Below are 16,564 nucleotides of genomic sequence, written 5' to 3'. Positions count from 1 at the left end.
ACACATAAAAAAGCCGGCTGGCGCCGGCTTTAAATTTGACCCGGGTTGACCGTAAGACAAGGTCAGCCCCTACGCATTATTCTGCGACCAGAATGGCCGGAATGGTGTCATCTTTGCGCAGCGTCATAATTTCGCAGCCGTTTTCTGTCACCACAATAGTGTGTTCGTACTGAGCGGACAAGCTGCGATCTTTCGTTTTTACCGTCCAGCCATCTTTCATGACGCGAATGCGGTAATCACCGGCGTTGACCATTGGCTCAACGGTGAAGGCCATACCGGCCTGCAAGACGACACCGCCGTCATCGGCATCGTAGTGCAATACCTGTGGCTCTTCGTGGAAGCCCTTACCGATACCGTGACCACAATATTCACGCACGACAGAAAAATCCTGTGCTTCAACAAATTTCTGGATTTCGCGGCCCAGGGTACGCAGGCGAATGCCGGGTTTGATCATGCGCAGAGCCAGATACAGGCTTTCCTGAGTCACACGGCACAGACGCTCACCCTGAATGGTCGGTTTACCGACGATAAACATGGTGGAGGTATCACCGTGGTATTCATCTTTAATGACGGTGACATCGATATTGACGATATCGCCATCTTTGAGGATTTTCTCGTCGCTGGGAATACCGTGGCACACCACTTCATTCACAGAGATGCATACAGACTTAGGGAAACCGTGGTAGCCCAGGCTGGCGGAAACCGCATGCTGCTTGTTCACGATATGATCGTTACACAGGCGATCAAGTTCACCGGTGCTGACGCCCGGTTTCACGTGCGCTTCAATCATTTCAAGAACTTCGGCGGCCAGGCGGCCAGCCACGCGCATTTTTTGGATTTCTTCCGGGGTTTTAATTGAAATAGCCATTCATCAGGTCCGCATTTGTCGTCATTTTCGACAATAATAAAGAAAGTGCTGCAATGGTAGCAGTCCCCCCGGACGCTGCCAATTGTAGTTTGTAGCGTAAACTGCTGCTGTGCAGGCGTGAGTGGGCCAATTTCGGTGAATAAGGCAACTACCAGTTGGCTTCAATACCTCATTTATGGTATAAAGCGCGCCGACGATTCTCTGTTCGGTGATTCTCACTGCGATGCGAGAAACGCATACATCTCACTATGTGTAAATAACACACACGTATCGACACCTACGCCGGGGTGCCTTGCTGGTTCGAAAGAGCTGATGGGTCGGTTGTATGGGATACGTGGAGGCTTAACCCCAAACTATATCTATAGAGGTAATCATGGCAACTGTTTCCATGCGCGACATGCTCAAGGCCGGTGTACACTTCGGTCACCAGACCCGTTACTGGAACCCGAAAATGAAGCCATTCATCTTCGGCGCTCGTAACAAAGTTCACATCATCAACCTTGAGAAAACTGTACCAATGTTCAACGAAGCTCTGGCTGAGTTGAGCAAGATCTCTTCCCGTAAAGGTAAGATTCTGTTCGTTGGTACTAAGCGCGCTGCAAGCGAAGCGGTAAAAGAGCACGCTCTGAGCTGCGACCAGTTCTTCGTTAATCACCGCTGGTTGGGTGGTATGCTGACTAACTGGAAAACTGTTCGTCAGTCAATCAAACGTCTGAAAGATCTGGAAATTCAGTCTCAGGACGGCACTTTCGACAAACTGACCAAGAAAGAAGCGTTGATGCGCGACCGCGAACTGGCCAAGCTGGAAAACAGCCTGGGCGGTATCAAAGATATGGGCGGCCTGCCAGACGCACTGTTTGTTGTTGATGCAGATCACGAACACATCGCTATCAAAGAAGCAAACAACCTGGGTATCCCAGTATTTGCTATCGTTGATACCAACTCTGATCCAGACGGTGTTGACTTCATTATCCCTGGTAATGACGATGCAATCCGTGCTGTTAGCCTGTACCTGACTGCAGTGGCTACCACTGTACGTGAAGGTCGCTCTCAGGACCTGGCTCAGCAAGCTGAAGAAACCTTCGCTGAAGCTGAGTAATAAGGCTTGCTCTTTAGAGAGCCCTTGTACATCAGATGTGAATCTGTAAGGAAGGGGCCTTGATTGGCCCCTTTATTTTTTCGACTTCGCTTTGCCGGTTGTCACAATCGGCGGGGCAGAATGTTTCTCCCGAGACCAGGCATCTCAAGCGAACGCCGCAAGGCGAGCTGGCAGATGCAAGCTAACCGAGGATTAGAGAATGGCTGATATTACCGCTGCTCTGGTAAAAGAACTGCGCGAGCGCACTGGCGCTGGCATGATGGATTGTAAAAAAGCACTGACCGAAGCCAACGGCGACATCGAGCTGGCGATCGAGAACATGCGTAAATCTGGCGCGATCAAAGCTGCTAAGAAAGCAGGCAACGTTGCTGCTGACGGCGTGATCAAAACTAAGATCGACGGCAACTACGCAGTGATTCTGGAAGTTAACTGCCAGACTGACTTCGTTGCTAAAGATTCTGGTTTCCAGGCTTTCGCTGACAAAGTGCTGGATGCTGCTGTTGCAGGCAAAATCACTGACGTTGAAGTGCTGAAAGCACAGTTCGAAGAAGAGCGCGTTGCACTGGTTGCTAAAATCGGTGAAAACATCAACATTCGTCGCGTATCTACTCTGGAAGGCGAAGTGCTGGGTAGCTACCTGCACGGTGCTCGCATCGGCGTTCTGATCGCGGCTAAAAGCGCTGACGAAGAGCTGGTTAAGCAGCTGGCAATGCATGTTGCTGCAAGCAAACCAGAATTCGTTAAGCCTGAAGACGTGTCTGCTGAAGTGGTAGAGAAAGAGTACCAGGTTCAGCTGGACATCGCTATGCAGTCTGGCAAGCCAAAAGAAATCGCAGAGAAAATGGTTGAAGGCCGTATGAAGAAATTCACCGGCGAAGTTTCTCTGACCGGCCAGCCTTTCGTCATTGACCCAAGCAAAACTGTGGGCCAACTGTTGAAAGAGAAAAACGCAGACGTGACCAACTTCATCCGCTTTGAAGTGGGCGAAGGCATTGAGAAAGCTGAGACAGATTTTGCGGCAGAAGTTGCTGCCATGTCCAAGCAGTCTTAATGATCCGAAAAGAACCGCCAAATGGCGGTTCTTTTTTGCCTGCTTTTGGCAGCGCATTTTCAGTCTCATCCCAATAGTATTTCTCTGATGCTTTTAGGATGATACCGCACACAGTTAACACCCCTTTTCGACGATATCTTCCAGGAAAAAAACCATGGCGACCAATGCAAAACCCGTATATCAACGTATCCTGCTAAAACTGAGTGGCGAAGCCCTGCAAGGTGCTGAAGGCTTCGGTATCGATGCCAGCGTGCTGGATCGTATGGCTCAGGAAGTGAAAGAACTGGTAGAACTGGGCATTCAGGTAGGTGTGGTTATCGGTGGTGGTAATCTGTTCCGCGGTGCTGGTCTGGCTCAAGCTGGTATGAACCGTGTTGTTGGCGACCATATGGGTATGCTGGCAACCGTGATGAATGGCCTGGCGATGCGTGATGCGTTGCACCGTGCCTATGTTAACGCCCGCCTGATGTCGGCTATTCCGCTGAACGGTGTGTGTGACAACTACAGCTGGGCAGAAGCCATCAGCCTGCTGCGTAATAACCGCGTGGTGATTTTCTCCGCCGGTACCGGTAACCCGTTCTTTACCACAGATTCTGCAGCCTGCCTGCGTGGCATTGAAATCGAAGCCGATGTGGTGCTGAAGGCCACCAAAGTGGATGGCGTGTACTCCTCCGACCCGGTGAAGAACCCGGATGCGGTCCTGCACGAGCAGTTGACCTATACTGAAGTGCTGGATAAAGAACTGAAAGTGATGGATCTGGCCGCCTTTACCCTGGCGCGTGACCATTCACTGCCAATCCGCGTGTTCAATATGAACAAGCCGGGCGCACTGCGTCGCGTAGTGATGGGTGAAAAAGAAGGCACACTGATTACGCATTAATATCAGTCTGCGGTTAAAAGGGTTAAAATAAGGTATATTCTGCATGTCAGGATTATCTTTAAATGTATTTGAACGGCTTCTGGCGATGCCAGAGGCTGGTGGATCAAACAGAATCCAAGGGTTCCCACGTGATTAACGACATCAAGAAAGATGCAGAAACGCGCATGGATAAATGCGTCGAGGCATTCAAAAGCCATATCAGCAAAATCCGCACCGGCCGTGCATCGCCGAGTATTCTCGACGGTATCATGGTCGATTATTACGGTTCTTCAACCCCGCTGCGTCAGCTGGCCAGTGTGACGGTAGAAGATTCGCGTACGCTGAAAGTCAACGTCTTCGACCGCTCTATCAGCGCTGCCGTTGAAAAAGCGATCATGGCGTCTGATCTGGGTCTGAACCCAATGTCAGCAGGCACAGACATCCGTGTTCCATTGCCAGCATTGACCGAAGAGCGTCGTAAAGACCTGATCAAAATCGTGCGCGGTGAAGCTGAGCAGGGTCGTGTGTCTGTGCGTAACGTTCGTCGTGATGCGAATGACAAAGTGAAAGCACTGCTGAAAGACAAAGAGATCAGTGAAGACGATGATCGTCGTTCACAGGAAGATGTACAGAAAATGACTGACGTATTTATCAAGAAAATTGATACTGCGCTGGCCGAAAAAGAAGCGGAGCTGATGGACTTCTGAGTTCGTCATCACCCAATGAAACGCCGTACAGATTGCCATTCACATGAAGGGTCGGTCTTACGGCGTTTTGCATTTGTTAACTTCCCCGGCAGGTTTCTCTCCCTTCTCCTGATTGCTGCCTGCGCCGGGTCATTACACAGAGCAGCCTCATGAAACACTTGACGATCCTCGGTTCGACCGGCTCTATCGGGACCAGCACGCTGGCCGTGGTACGTGCTAACCCTCACTTGTTTGCCGTGAAGGCACTGGTTGCCGGGCGCAATGTGGAACTGATGGCCGAACAATGCCTGGCATTTCGCCCGGATTACGCCGCAATGTCAGATAGTAAAGCGGCTGAAACACTGCGTCTTCGTCTGAAAGATCTGAATGTGGCCACTGAAGTGTTAAGCGGGGAGCAGGCTGCCTGCGATCTGGCCGCGTTGGATGGTGTGGACCAGGTAATGGCCGCGATTGTTGGTGCAGCAGGATTATTGCCTACCCTGGCTGCAATTCGCGCTGGAAAACAGGTCTTACTGGCCAATAAAGAGTCGCTTGTGACCTGCGGCCGCCTATTCCTGGAGGCAGTAAGCGCCTCGAAAGCGCAGTTGTTGCCCATCGATAGCGAGCACAACGCCATTTTTCAGAGTTTGCCTGCTTCCCTCCAGCAGCAGTTAGGGTACGCTTCTTTAGAAGATAATGGCATTGACAGCATTATCCTCACGGGGTCAGGTGGCCCGTTTCGTGAGACGCCGTTGGCAGAATTACGCCATATGACGCCGGATCAGGCGTGTGCGCATCCGAACTGGTCGATGGGGCGAAAAATCTCTGTCGATTCGGCCACCATGATGAACAAAGGCCTGGAATATATTGAAGCCCGCTGGCTGTTTAATGCGACTGATGCGCAGATGGAAGTGGTTCTGCATCCGCAATCCGTTATTCATTCAATGGTCCGTTATCGTGATGGCAGTGTGATTGCCCAGCTTGGATCGCCGGATATGCGTACGCCAATTGCTCACGCGATGGCCTGGCCGCAGCGCGTGAATTCAGGTGCCCAACCGCTTGATTTCACACGTATGTCGGCATTGACCTTCTCTGAGCCTGATTATGCGCGCTATCCCTGCCTGAAACTGGCTATTGATGCCAGTATTACCGGGCAGGCGGCGACCACCATGCTGAATGCGGCGAATGAAATTGCGGTTGCCGCGTTTCTTGCGTCTGAGATCCGCTTTACCGATATTGCTGCTTTGAATGTTGCGGTACTGGAGACACTGTCCTGCAAGGAACCTTCTAGCGTCGACGCGGTGATTGCCATTGACCGGGAAGCCCGCGCGATGGCAAGTGCTTTACTGCCACGTTTTTCTGCAGGCAGAGCCAGCGCGATTTAACGCGCCGCTATTTGTGAGCGCTGGGCGGAGGTGGTATAGTCTTGCCCCACCGTTCCGGTGCCAGTGCGTGATTAAGCGGATAAGTTCGTGCAATTACAGTCTATTTACGCCGGGCGGGTGAGATATTTCAGAAGCCATTGCATACCCAAATCATTGGCGCTGCAGCAAGGCGGCAAGGCATTGTTCTGTTTACGCTTACAGTAGTAAGTGACAGGCGCGAATGTCGGCGGTCGGCGCAGCAGCAGCTTAAAATATGAAGGGTATATTTCTGAATAAGGAAATAATTACGCATTATGTCGTCCGAAAATCAATTACAAACCGATGACCAGCAGGGGGCAGGCCCCCGCCATGTGGCCATCATTATGGATGGCAATGGTCGCTGGGCTAAAAGCCAGGGCAAGCTGCGTATTTCTGGTCATAAAGCGGGAGTGAAATCCGTGCGTCGCGCCGTGAGTTTTGCGGTGAGCAATAAGCTGGATGCGCTCACACTCTATGCCTTCAGTAGTGAAAACTGGAACCGTCCTCAGCAGGAAGTTCTGGCGCTGATGGAGTTGTTCGTTTGGGCACTCGACAGTGAAGTAAAAAGCCTGCACAAACATAATGTCCGGTTGAAAATTATCGGTGATATCAGTCGGTTCAACACACGTTTGCAAGAGCGTATTCGCCGTGCTGAAGAACTTACTCAACAAAATAATGGACTAACACTCAACATTGCCGCGAATTATGGCGGACGTTGGGATATTATCCACGGAGTCAGAAAAATAGCAGAACAGGTACAGGAAGGACTTCTTCGCCCGGATCAGATCGAAGAAGAGACCTTGCACCCGTATCTCTGCCTGAATGAACTGGCACCTGTGGATCTGGTAATAAGGACCGGGGGAGAGCATCGGATTAGTAACTTCCTGCTGTGGCAAGTCGCCTATGCAGAGTTTTGGTTTACCGATACTCTTTGGCCTGATTTTGATGAACAAGTTTTTGAAGGTGCACTGAATGCGTTTGCACAACGAGAGCGTCGGTTTGGCGGCGCAGCACCCGGCGGCGCATAAGCGCACTGGGGGTAATCTTTGTTAAAGTCTCGCCTGATTACCGCGTTTATATTAATACCTATCGTCATTGCAGCGCTGTTTATGCTGCCGCCGCTAGGGTTTGCCATCACAATTTTAGCGATCTGCATGCTGGCCGCGTGGGAATGGGGCCAGTTTGCGGGCTTTGCTGCCCGCTCACAGCGCATCTGGCTTGCACTGCTGTGTGGGCTGCTGCTGGCCTTTATGCTGTTTACATTGCCTGCATATCAGCACTCCGTGCATCTGCCGCAGATTGGTGGCGCCTTGTGGGTGTCACTTGGCTGGTGGATTGTGGCGCTACTTTTGGTCTTGTCCTATCCCGGTTCTGCCGCATTTTGGCGTAATTCCCGCCCATTACGTCTGGTATTTGGGTTGCTTACCATTGTCCCGTTCTTCTGGGGGATGCTGGCGCTGCGTCAGTATCACTACGAAGCTGACCATTATGCGGGTGCATGGTGGCTGCTTTATGTGATGTTCCTCGTGTGGGGAGCTGACTCCGGCGCCTATATGTTTGGCAAGTTATTCGGCAAACACAAGCTGGCACCTAAGGTCTCACCAGGTAAAACGTGGGAAGGCTTCTTCGGCGGGCTGGTGACATCAGCGTTACTCTCATGGCTGTTTAGCGTGTTCGCTCCGCTTCAGGTGCCATTGTCGACATTGCTGATTTGTTCAATTACTGCCGCGCTTGCATCGGTCCTGGGTGATTTAACCGAGAGCATGTTTAAACGCGAAGCGGGCATTAAAGACAGCGGCAGTCTTATTCCAGGTCACGGCGGTATTCTTGATCGCATTGACAGCCTCACGGCAGCTGTACCGGTGTTTGCCTGCCTGTTGCTGCTGGTCTTTGGGACGCTGTAGGGAAACATTATGTTGAGCGTACTCTGGAGTTTTGCTGCCTTTATTGTTGCACTGGGGATATTAATCACCGTGCATGAATTTGGCCATTTCTGGGTAGCCCGCCGTTGCGGCGTGAAAGTTGAGCGCTTCTCCATTGGTTTCGGTAAAGCGCTGTGGCGGCGCCGTGACAAGCAGGGCACTGAGTACGTTATCGCGTTGATCCCGCTGGGCGGCTACGTCAAAATGCTCGATGAGCGTGTAGAAAGTGTACCGCCAGAACTTCGCCATCAATCCTTCAATAACAAAACGGTCCTCCAGCGTGCCGCGATCATCAGTGCCGGCCCTATCGCAAATTTCATCTTTGCCATCTTCGCCTATTGGCTGGTGTTTATCATCGGCGTTCCGGGTGTACGCCCGGTTGTTGGCGAAATAGTGAGCGGATCGCCAGCTGCTGAAGCGCAAATTACCCCAGGCACGGAACTTAAAGCCGTTGACGGTATCGAAACGCCTGATTGGGATGCTGTGCGTATGGCACTGGTTGCGAAGATTGGTGACGAAAGCACCACGTTAACCCTTGCGCCATTCGGCAGTGAAAAAACCAGTGATAAGACAGTGAATCTGCACGGCTGGCAGTTTGAGCCAGACAAGCAGGATCCCGTGACGTCATTGGGGATACAGCCGCGTGGACCACAGATCGAATCGGTGTTGGCACAGGTGCAAAAGGATTCCGCTGCAAGTCGAGCGGGTTTGCAAGCTGGCGACAGGATCGTTAAAGTCGATGGTCAGCCTTTAGACCAGTGGCAAAATTTTGTTGCCACAGTGCGCGATAATCCAGGTAAAGATATAGCCATTGAGGTGGAGCGTCAGGGCAGTACGGTCAGTTTGACACTGACACCGGACGTTAATCCTCATAACAAGGCCGAAGGGTTTGCCGGAGTGATACCGCGCATTATTCCTCTGCCTGAAGAGTACAGAACGGTGCGCCAGTATGGCCCGTTTGCCGCAATCGGTGAGGCCAGCGCGAAAACCTGGCAACTGATGAAGCTTACGGTCAGCATGCTGGGCAAACTGATTGTTGGTGATGTGAAGTTGAACAATCTCAGCGGGCCGATTTCGATCGCGCAGGGTGCTGGGATGTCAGCGGAATACGGTTTGATTTACTACCTGATGTTCCTCGCTCTGATTAGCGTGAACCTTGGAATTATCAATCTGTTCCCATTGCCGGTGTTAGATGGTGGCCATTTGCTGTTCCTGTTGATTGAAAAGATCAAGGGAGGGCCGGTGTCCGAGCGAGTTCAGGACTTCAGTTATCGTATCGGCTCGATTTTGCTGGTGCTGTTAATGGGGCTTGCGCTATTCAATGACTTCTCAAGGCTATAGTTTACCAATCGGTAAATTGTCTGTGAGAACTAGTTAGGAAGATTGCAGAAAAACGATGGCGATGAAAAAGTTGCTCATAGCGTCGCTGCTGCTTAGCAGCGCTACCGTATACGGTGCAGACGGATTCGTGGTGAATGATATTCACTTTGAAGGCCTGCAGCGAGTCGCCGTCGGTGCGGCATTGCTCAGTATGCCAGTCCGCGTTGGAGATACTGTCTCCGATGAAGATCTCAGTAACACCATTCGTGCACTGTTTGCCACCGGGAATTTTGAAGATGTTCAGGTCCTGCGCGACGGCAATACGTTGATCGTCCAGGTGAAAGAGCGTCCGACCATTGCCAGTATCACTTTCTCCGGTAACAAAGCGGTGAAAGAGGACATGCTCAAGCAGAACCTTGAAGCATCCGGTGTGCGAGTGGGTGAAGCTCTGGATCGCACCACGATCTCCTCCATTGAGAAAGGCCTGGAAGACTTCTATTACAGCGTCGGTAAATACAGTGCCAGCGTGAAAGCAGTGGTTACGCCACTGCCACGTAACCGTGTTGACCTGAAGCTGGTGTTTACTGAAGGTGTCTCTGCTCAGATCCAACAGATCAACATCGTGGGTAATAAAGCGTACAGTTCAGATGAACTGATCTCGCGCTTCCAGCTGCGTGATGATGTGCCATGGTGGAACGTCGTCGGCGATCGTAAATACCAGAAACAGAAACTGGCGGGTGACCTTGAAACCCTGCGCAGTTTCTATCTGGATCGCGGTTACGCACGATTCAATATCGACTCAACCCAGGTCAGCCTGACGCCAGATAAAAAAGGTATCTACATTACCGTTAACATCAATGAAGGCGAGCAGTACAAGCTTTCCGGTGTTGCGGTGACGGGTAATCTGGCCGGGCACTCAGCAGAAATCGAAACGCTGAGTAAAATCACCCCAGGTGAACTGTATAACGGTTCGAAAGTGACGCGCATCGAAGACGATATCAAGAAACTGCTGGGTCGTTATGGCTACGCTTATCCGCGTGTGCAGACACAGCCAGAAATTGATGATGCGAACAAAACCGTAAAATTACGTATCAATGTGGATGCGGGCAACCGTTTCTATGTGCGCAAAGTCCGCTTCGAAGGTAACGACACCTCTAAAGACTCTGTTCTGCGCCGCGAAATGCGCCAGATGGAAGGTGCGTGGTTAGGCAGCGACCTGGTCGAGCAGGGTAAAGAGCGTCTGAACCGTCTGGGTTACTTCGAAACCGTCGACACTGACACTCAGCGTGTGCCAGGTTCGCCTGACCAGGTCGACGTCGTGTACAAGGTGAAAGAACGCAACACCGGTACATTGAACTTCGGCGTGGGTTACGGCACCGAGAGTGGCGTGAGCTTCCAGGTCGGCGTCACCCAGGATAACTGGCTGGGTACGGGTAATACCGTTGGCATCAGCGGAACCAAGAACGATTACCAAACCTATGCTGAATTCTCACTGACTGACCCGTACTTCACGGTTGATGGTGTCAGCCTGGGTGGCCGCGTCTTCTATAATGACTTTAAAGCGGACGATGCTGACCTGTCTGACTACACCAATAAAAGTTATGGTGTGGATGGAACGCTGGGCTTCCCAATCAATGAGAACAACAGTTTGCGTGTTGGCCTGGGCTATGTTCATAACAGCCTGTCTAATATGCAGCCTCAGGTTGCCATGTGGCGCTACCTGCGTTCTGTGGGGCAGAATCCGACGTTGTCTGGTGATGAAGACTACTCCGCAGATGACTTCACCTTTAACTATGGCTGGACGTATAACACCCTTGACCGTGGGTTCTTCCCAACGGCGGGTAACCGTACCAACCTGAACGGTAAAGTGACCATCCCAGGTTCCGATAATGCCTTCTACAAAGCGACGCTGGATACGCAACAGTATCTGCCACTGAACCAGGATCGTACCTGGGTTCTGTTAGGTCGTGGCCGTGTGGGCTATGGGGATGGCCTGAGCGGTAAAGAAATGCCGTTCTATGAGAACTTCTATGCCGGTGGTTCCAGCACCGTTCGTGGTTTCCGTTCCAATAACATTGGTCCTAAAGCGGCTTACCTGAATAACGGTTCTTCGGACTGTTCAGGTACCGATGTGAATAAGGTGTGTAACTCCGATGATGCTATCGGTGGTAACGCCATGGCGGTTGCCAGCGCAGAGCTGATCACCCCAACGCCGTTCCTGAGTGAGAAGTACGCTAACTCTGTACGTACGTCCCTGTTTGTGGACGCTGGTACTGTGTGGGACACCAAATGGGAAAACACTGCCGCCACCCGTGCAGCAGGTATCCCGGACTACAGCGATCCAAGCAACATCCGTATGTCAGCAGGTCTGGCATTACAATGGATGTCCCCTTTGGGCCCGCTGGTGTTCTCTTACGCCCAGCCGTTCAAAAAGTATGATGGAGATAAGGCCGAACAGTTCCAATTTAACATTGGTAAAACCTGGTAATTCGGATTTGCACGGAAGCACTGCAAGAGAGTATCGCGCTTACTCTGTTTGAAAAAAGAGCGGGTAAGCGCAACACATGTGTCCGTGACACAAACGTTGATGGTGAGGAGTTTTATAGTGAAAAAGTTGTTGTGTGCCGCAGGTCTGGGTATTGCTCTGGCGGTTTCCGCCGGTGCTCAGGCTGCTGATAAAATTGCAGTGGTGAACGTTTCCAGCATTTTCCAACAGTTACCAGCGCGTGCGACCGTTGCGAAGCAATTGGAGAATGAATTCAAAGGCCGTGCAACTGAGTTGCAGGGTATGGAACGTGATCTGCAAACTAAAATGCAGCGTCTGCAGCGTGACGGTTCTACCATGAAGGCAGCCGACCGCAGCCGCATGGAAAAAGACGTGATGGCGCAGCGTGAAGCATTCTCATCGAAAGCGCAGGCTTTCGAGCAGGACAACCGTCGTCGTCAGATGGAAGAGCGTAACAAGATCCTGAGCCGTATCCAGGACGCCGTTCAGAAAGTGGCTGATAGCGAAGGTTACGATGTTGTAATCGATCAAAATGCGGTTGCATACTCTGCTAAATCTAAAGACATCACTGCTGATGTTCTGAAACAGGTTAAATAATTCATGTCTTCAATTCGACTGGCTGATTTAGCCCAGCAGTTGGATGCAGAATTGCACGGAGATGGCGATATCGCCATCTCCGGCATTGCTTCTATGCAATCCGCCCAAACCGGTCAGATCACGTTTCTTTCAAACAGCCGTTACCGCGAGCAGCTCGCAGCCTGTCAGGCTTCAGCCGTGGTGCTCACTGAAGCGGATCTGGAATTTTTCCCTGGCGCAGCGCTGGTGGTTAAAAACCCGTATCTGACCTACGCCCGTATGGCACAGTTGCTGGATACTACGCCGCAACCTGCCAAAAATATCGCCCCCAGCGCCGTGATTGATGCGAGCGCACAGCTTGGCAATAATGTCTCGATTGGCGCGAATGCGGTGATCGAATCTGATGTTACCCTTGGCGATAATGTTGTTATCGGCCCGGGGTGCTTTGTGGGTAAAAAGGCACGTATTGGTGCCGGTAGCCGCTTGTGGGCCAACGTTTCTGTCTACCATGAAGTTGAGATTGGCCGTGATTGCCTGATTCAGTCTGGCACAGTGATCGGTTCTGATGGCTTCGGTTATGCTAACGATCGTGGCAATTGGGTGAAAATTCCCCAGCTTGGCACGGTGATCATTGGCGATCGTGTAGAAATTGGTGCTTGTACCACCATCGATCGCGGTGCTCTCGATAACACCCAAATAGGGAATGGTGTTATCATAGATAACCAGTGCCAGATTGCTCACAATGTGGTGATTGGCGACAACACCGCAGTGGCCGGTGGCGTAATTATGGCTGGCAGCCTGAAAATTGGCCGCTATTGCATGATTGGTGGTGCCAGCGTGATTAATGGTCATATGGAAATTTGTGACAAAGTTACCGTCACAGGGATGGGAATGGTGATGAGGCCAATCACTGAACCTGGAGTATACTCCTCCGGGATTCCGCTACAGCCCAACAAATCCTGGCGCAAAACTGCAGCTCTGGTGATGAACATCGATGAAATAAGCAAACGCTTAAAAGCCATCGAACGCAAGGTCGGCAAAGACTAAGCTCGTCAACATCACGCTGCCCGGCTTTCATAAATACAATATGCGAAAGCGTTAGCGTACAGAAAAATTTGCGGCCTGCAGACGATGGGATGATCGTTGCGGGCCGTGTCATTGATGCCATCAGAATTTTTAGGACAGGAAGAGTATTTTGACTACTGAAACTCATACTCTGAAGATTGAAGAGATTATTGAACTTTTACCGCACCGTTATCCGTTTTTACTGGTTGATCGCGTCCTTGAGTTTGAAGAACACAAGTTCTTGCGTGCAGTAAAAAACGTCTCGGTCAACGAACCGTTTTTCCAGGGCCATTTCCCTGGTAAACCGATTTTTCCCGGTGTGCTGATTCTGGAAGCAATGGCACAGGCAACAGGTATTCTGGCGTTTAAAAGCGTTGGTAAACTTGAGCCGGGTGAGCTGTACTACTTTGCCGGTATTGACGATGCGCGCTTCAAGCGCCCCGTGGTACCAGGCGACCAAATGATCATGGAAGTCACTTTCGAAAAAACCCGCCGTGGTGTGACACGCTTTAAAGGTGTGGCCACTGTTGACGGTAAAATTGTCTGCGAAGCAACGATGATGTGTGCCCGCAGCCGGGAGGCTTAATTCGTGATTGATAGCACCGCCGTAATTCACCCCAGCTCGATCGTAGAAGAAGGCGCCATTATTGGTGCCGGTGTCCAGATTGGTCCGTTTTGCATCGTTGGTGCGAACGTTTCGATCGGCGAAGGCACGGTTCTGAAGTCCCATGTAGTGGTCAATGGTCACACCGTTATCGGTAAAGACAATACTATCTACCAGTTTGCTTCAATTGGTGAAGCGAATCAGGATCTGAAATACGCTGGTGAACCGACGCGAGTTGAGATCGGCGACCGTAACCGCATCCGTGAAAGCGTCACCATCCATCGTGGTACGGCGCAGTCCGGTGGGCTGACGAAAGTCGGTGATGACAACCTGCTGATGGTCAATGCGCACGTGGCGCACGACTGTGTGGTAGGAAGTCATTGCATCCTGGCGAATAACGCAACGCTGGCCGGCCATGTGACCGTCGATGATCATGCGATCATTGGGGGGATGACGGCAGTGCATCAGTTCTGCATCATCGGTGCTCATGTGATGGTAGGTGGTTGTTCTGGCGTTGCCCAGGATGTGCCACCCTACGTGATTGCGCAGGGTAACCATGCGACGCCGTTTGGTATTAACCTTGTGGGCCTGAAGCGCCGTGGGTTCAGCAAAGACGCGCTGCATGCGATTACTGCCGCCTACAAGCTGTTGTACCGCAGCGGCAAAACACTGGACGAAGTGAAACCTGAAATTGAGGAAATCGCGAAAGCGCATCCTGAAGTTCAGCCGTTCTATGACTTCTTTGCCCGCTCTACAAGGGGTTTGATTCGTTAACTCATGCCAAAGCATCCCTTAACGATTGCCCTTGTCGCCGGAGAAACCTCCGGCGATATTCTTGGTGCAGGTCTCATTCGTGCGCTGAAAGAAAAGCATCCTGACGCCCGTTTTGTTGGGGTGGCTGGCCCGCTGATGCAGGCTGAAGGCTGTGAAGCCTGGTATGAAATGGAAGAACTGGCGGTGATGGGCATTGTTGAAGTGCTCGGCCGCCTGCGTCGCCTGTTACATATACGCCGCGATCTGACCCGCCGCTTTACTGCGCTAAAGCCTGACGTTTTTGTCGGCATTGATGCGCCAGATTTCAATATCACCCTGGAAGGGCGTCTGAAACAGCAGGGCATCCGGACAATTCACTACGTCAGTCCGTCCGTTTGGGCATGGCGTCAGAAACGGGTGTTTAAGATTGGTCGCTCCACTGACCTGGTGCTGGCATTCCTGCCATTTGAAAAAGCTTTCTACGACCGTTTTAATGTGCCGTGTCGCTTTATTGGCCATACCATGGCTGATGCGATGCCTATAGAACCGGATAAAGAGGCTGCACGCCGCGAGCTGGGCATTGCCCCGGATGCACTTTGTCTGGCACTGCTTCCTGGCAGTCGTGGGGCTGAAGTCGAGATGCTCAGTGGCGATTTTCTGCGAACGGCGATGCTGCTTCGGGCAAAATACCCGGCGCTGGAAATTGTGGTGCCGCTGGTTAATCCGCGCCGTCGCGAGCAGTTTGAGAAAATCAAAGCCGAGGTTGCACCTGACCTGACCATGCATCTGCTGGATGGTAAAGGGCGACAGGCAATGGTCGCCAGTGATGCCGCACTGCTGGCTTCCGGTACGGCTGCGCTGGAGTGTATGTTGGCGAAGTGTCCGATGGTGGTTGGATATCGTATGAAGCCTTTCACCTTCTGGCTGGCAAAACGCCTGGTAAAAACGGATTACGTCTCACTCCCCAATCTGCTGGCGGGCCGTGAGCTGGTGAAAGAACTGCTTCAGGATGAATGTCAGCCCGAGCGGCTGGCCGCAGCATTAGAACCGCTGCTGGCACAAGGTGAAACCCGCGATAAACTGCTGGCGACTTTTGCTGAACTCCATCATCAGATCCGCTGGAATGCCGATGAGCAGGCAGCGGCAGCCGTACTGGAGCTGTGCCCATGAGTGAATTTATTTATCCCAATGCCGCGCTGATTGCGGGCGTTGATGAAGTCGGCCGTGGCCCGCTGGTCGGTGCCGTGGTGACTGCCGCCGTGATCCTGGATCCGGCGCGGCCTATTGTCGGGCTTGCCGACTCGAAAAAACTGTCGGAAAAACGCCGCCTGGCATTGTACGATGAGATCAAAGAGAAGGCACTCAGCTGGAGCCTGGGCCGGGCAGAACCGGAAGAGATTGATCAGCTGAATATTCTGCATGCCACCATGCTGGCGATGCAGCGTGCGGTGGCCGGTTTGCACCTGACGCCCGATTTTGTACTGATTGACGGTAATCGTTGCCCGGCGCTGGCCATGCCCAGTCAGGCAGTGGTTAAAGGTGATAGCCTGGTGAAAGAAATCAGCGCCGCTTCAATTATTGCGAAGGTGACACGCGACCGCGAAATGGCTGAGCTGGATCGGCTCTATCCTGAATATGGTTTTGCCCAGCACAAAGGTTACCCGACCGCATTGCATATGGAAAAACTGACTCAGTTTGGCGCGACATCGCAGCATCGGCGCAGTTTCGCTCCGGTACGCAATGTCTTAATGGATGCCGATGTTGCCGCTACGGTTGCGCGTACGCGTGAGCCGATATAACGGTTACGGTGGCAGCGCTGCCGTTTCACGTTTGCAGAATAGTTAATCTTCTT

The 16,564-nt window shown here is 52.0% G+C and carries 16 protein-coding genes; 15 read left to right on the top strand and 1 reads right to left on the bottom strand.

What is annotated here, in order from left to right:
* Window positions 1–76 precede the first annotated feature (76 nt).
* Window positions 77–868 carry a type I methionyl aminopeptidase gene (map, locus tag LJN55_RS18865; RefSeq protein ID WP_200643793.1) on the bottom strand — a complete coding sequence of 264 codons (792 nt, stop codon included), beginning with the start codon at window positions 866–868 and terminating at the stop codon, window positions 77–79.
* Between the two features lie 373 nt (window positions 869–1,241).
* On the opposite strand from map, the gene rpsB reads away from it, so the two are divergent.
* From rpsB to rnhB, 15 genes are all read left to right on the top strand, one after another.
* Window positions 1,242–1,967: a 30S ribosomal protein S2 gene (gene rpsB / locus LJN55_RS18860; RefSeq protein ID WP_133842198.1), complete on the top strand. Its 726-nt coding sequence runs from the start codon at window positions 1,242–1,244 to the stop codon at window positions 1,965–1,967.
* 199 nt (window positions 1,968–2,166) lie between these two features.
* A complete protein-coding gene (gene tsf / locus LJN55_RS18855) occupies window positions 2,167–3,018 on the top strand; it encodes a translation elongation factor Ts (protein WP_133842197.1) in 852 nt (283 codons plus the stop codon).
* Window positions 3,019–3,172: 154 nt separating this feature from the next.
* Window positions 3,173–3,898, top strand: coding sequence for a UMP kinase (gene pyrH / locus LJN55_RS18850; protein ID WP_133842196.1), 726 nt, complete (start codon window positions 3,173–3,175; stop codon window positions 3,896–3,898).
* 128 nt (window positions 3,899–4,026) lie between these two features.
* Window positions 4,027–4,584, top strand: coding sequence for a ribosome recycling factor (gene frr, locus LJN55_RS18845; RefSeq protein ID WP_133842195.1), 558 nt, complete (start codon window positions 4,027–4,029; stop codon window positions 4,582–4,584).
* Window positions 4,585–4,733: 149 nt separating this feature from the next.
* A complete protein-coding gene (gene ispC, locus LJN55_RS18840; protein ID WP_159336922.1) occupies window positions 4,734–5,948 on the top strand; it encodes a 1-deoxy-D-xylulose-5-phosphate reductoisomerase in 1,215 nt (404 codons plus the stop codon).
* A 293-nt stretch (window positions 5,949–6,241) separates the two neighbouring features.
* Window positions 6,242–6,994 carry a (2E,6E)-farnesyl-diphosphate-specific ditrans,polycis-undecaprenyl-diphosphate synthase gene (ispU, locus tag LJN55_RS18835; protein WP_133842193.1) on the top strand — a complete coding sequence of 251 codons (753 nt, stop codon included), beginning with the start codon at window positions 6,242–6,244 and terminating at the stop codon, window positions 6,992–6,994.
* Between the two features lie 18 nt (window positions 6,995–7,012).
* Window positions 7,013–7,870, top strand: coding sequence for a phosphatidate cytidylyltransferase (cdsA, locus tag LJN55_RS18830; RefSeq protein ID WP_133842192.1), 858 nt, complete (start codon window positions 7,013–7,015; stop codon window positions 7,868–7,870).
* Between the two features lie 9 nt (window positions 7,871–7,879).
* Complete coding sequence (gene rseP / locus LJN55_RS18825; protein WP_133842191.1) at window positions 7,880–9,229, top strand: sigma E protease regulator RseP; 1,350 nt, start codon at window positions 7,880–7,882, stop codon at window positions 9,227–9,229.
* Between the two features lie 55 nt (window positions 9,230–9,284).
* Window positions 9,285–11,696, top strand: coding sequence for an outer membrane protein assembly factor BamA (gene bamA / locus LJN55_RS18820; protein WP_133842190.1), 2,412 nt, complete (start codon window positions 9,285–9,287; stop codon window positions 11,694–11,696).
* Window positions 11,697–11,813: 117 nt separating this feature from the next.
* Window positions 11,814–12,311, top strand: coding sequence for a molecular chaperone Skp (gene skp / locus LJN55_RS18815; protein WP_133842189.1), 498 nt, complete (start codon window positions 11,814–11,816; stop codon window positions 12,309–12,311).
* A gap of 3 nt (window positions 12,312–12,314) precedes the next feature.
* Window positions 12,315–13,337, top strand: a complete 1,023-nt coding sequence (gene lpxD, locus LJN55_RS18810) for a UDP-3-O-(3-hydroxymyristoyl)glucosamine N-acyltransferase (RefSeq protein WP_133842188.1) — start codon at window positions 12,315–12,317, stop codon at window positions 13,335–13,337.
* A 148-nt stretch (window positions 13,338–13,485) separates the two neighbouring features.
* A complete protein-coding gene (gene fabZ / locus LJN55_RS18805) occupies window positions 13,486–13,941 on the top strand; it encodes a 3-hydroxyacyl-ACP dehydratase FabZ (RefSeq protein ID WP_133842187.1) in 456 nt (151 codons plus the stop codon).
* A gap of 3 nt (window positions 13,942–13,944) precedes the next feature.
* Entirely contained in the window at window positions 13,945–14,733 is a 789-nt protein-coding gene (lpxA, locus tag LJN55_RS18800) for an acyl-ACP--UDP-N-acetylglucosamine O-acyltransferase (protein ID WP_133842186.1), read from the top strand.
* Between the two features lie 3 nt (window positions 14,734–14,736).
* The gene (lpxB, locus tag LJN55_RS18795; protein WP_159336925.1) at window positions 14,737–15,882 is read left to right on the top strand and encodes a lipid-A-disaccharide synthase; all 1,146 of its coding nucleotides are present in this window, start codon (window positions 14,737–14,739) and stop codon (window positions 15,880–15,882) included.
* Window positions 15,879–16,511 (top strand): ribonuclease HII, encoded by a 633-nt coding sequence (gene rnhB / locus LJN55_RS18790; RefSeq protein ID WP_133842184.1) that lies wholly within the window; start codon window positions 15,879–15,881, stop codon window positions 16,509–16,511. The genes lpxB and rnhB overlap by 4 nt, the downstream gene beginning before the upstream one ends.
* Window positions 16,512–16,564: the final 53 nt, after the last annotated feature.

It is taken from the genome of Erwinia rhapontici, assembly GCF_020683125.1.
Taxonomy (GTDB): Bacteria; Pseudomonadota; Gammaproteobacteria; order Enterobacterales; family Enterobacteriaceae; genus Erwinia; species Erwinia rhapontici.
The sequence above is the reverse complement of the archived record's forward strand: the minus strand, read 5'-3'. Positions and strand labels throughout refer to the sequence as shown.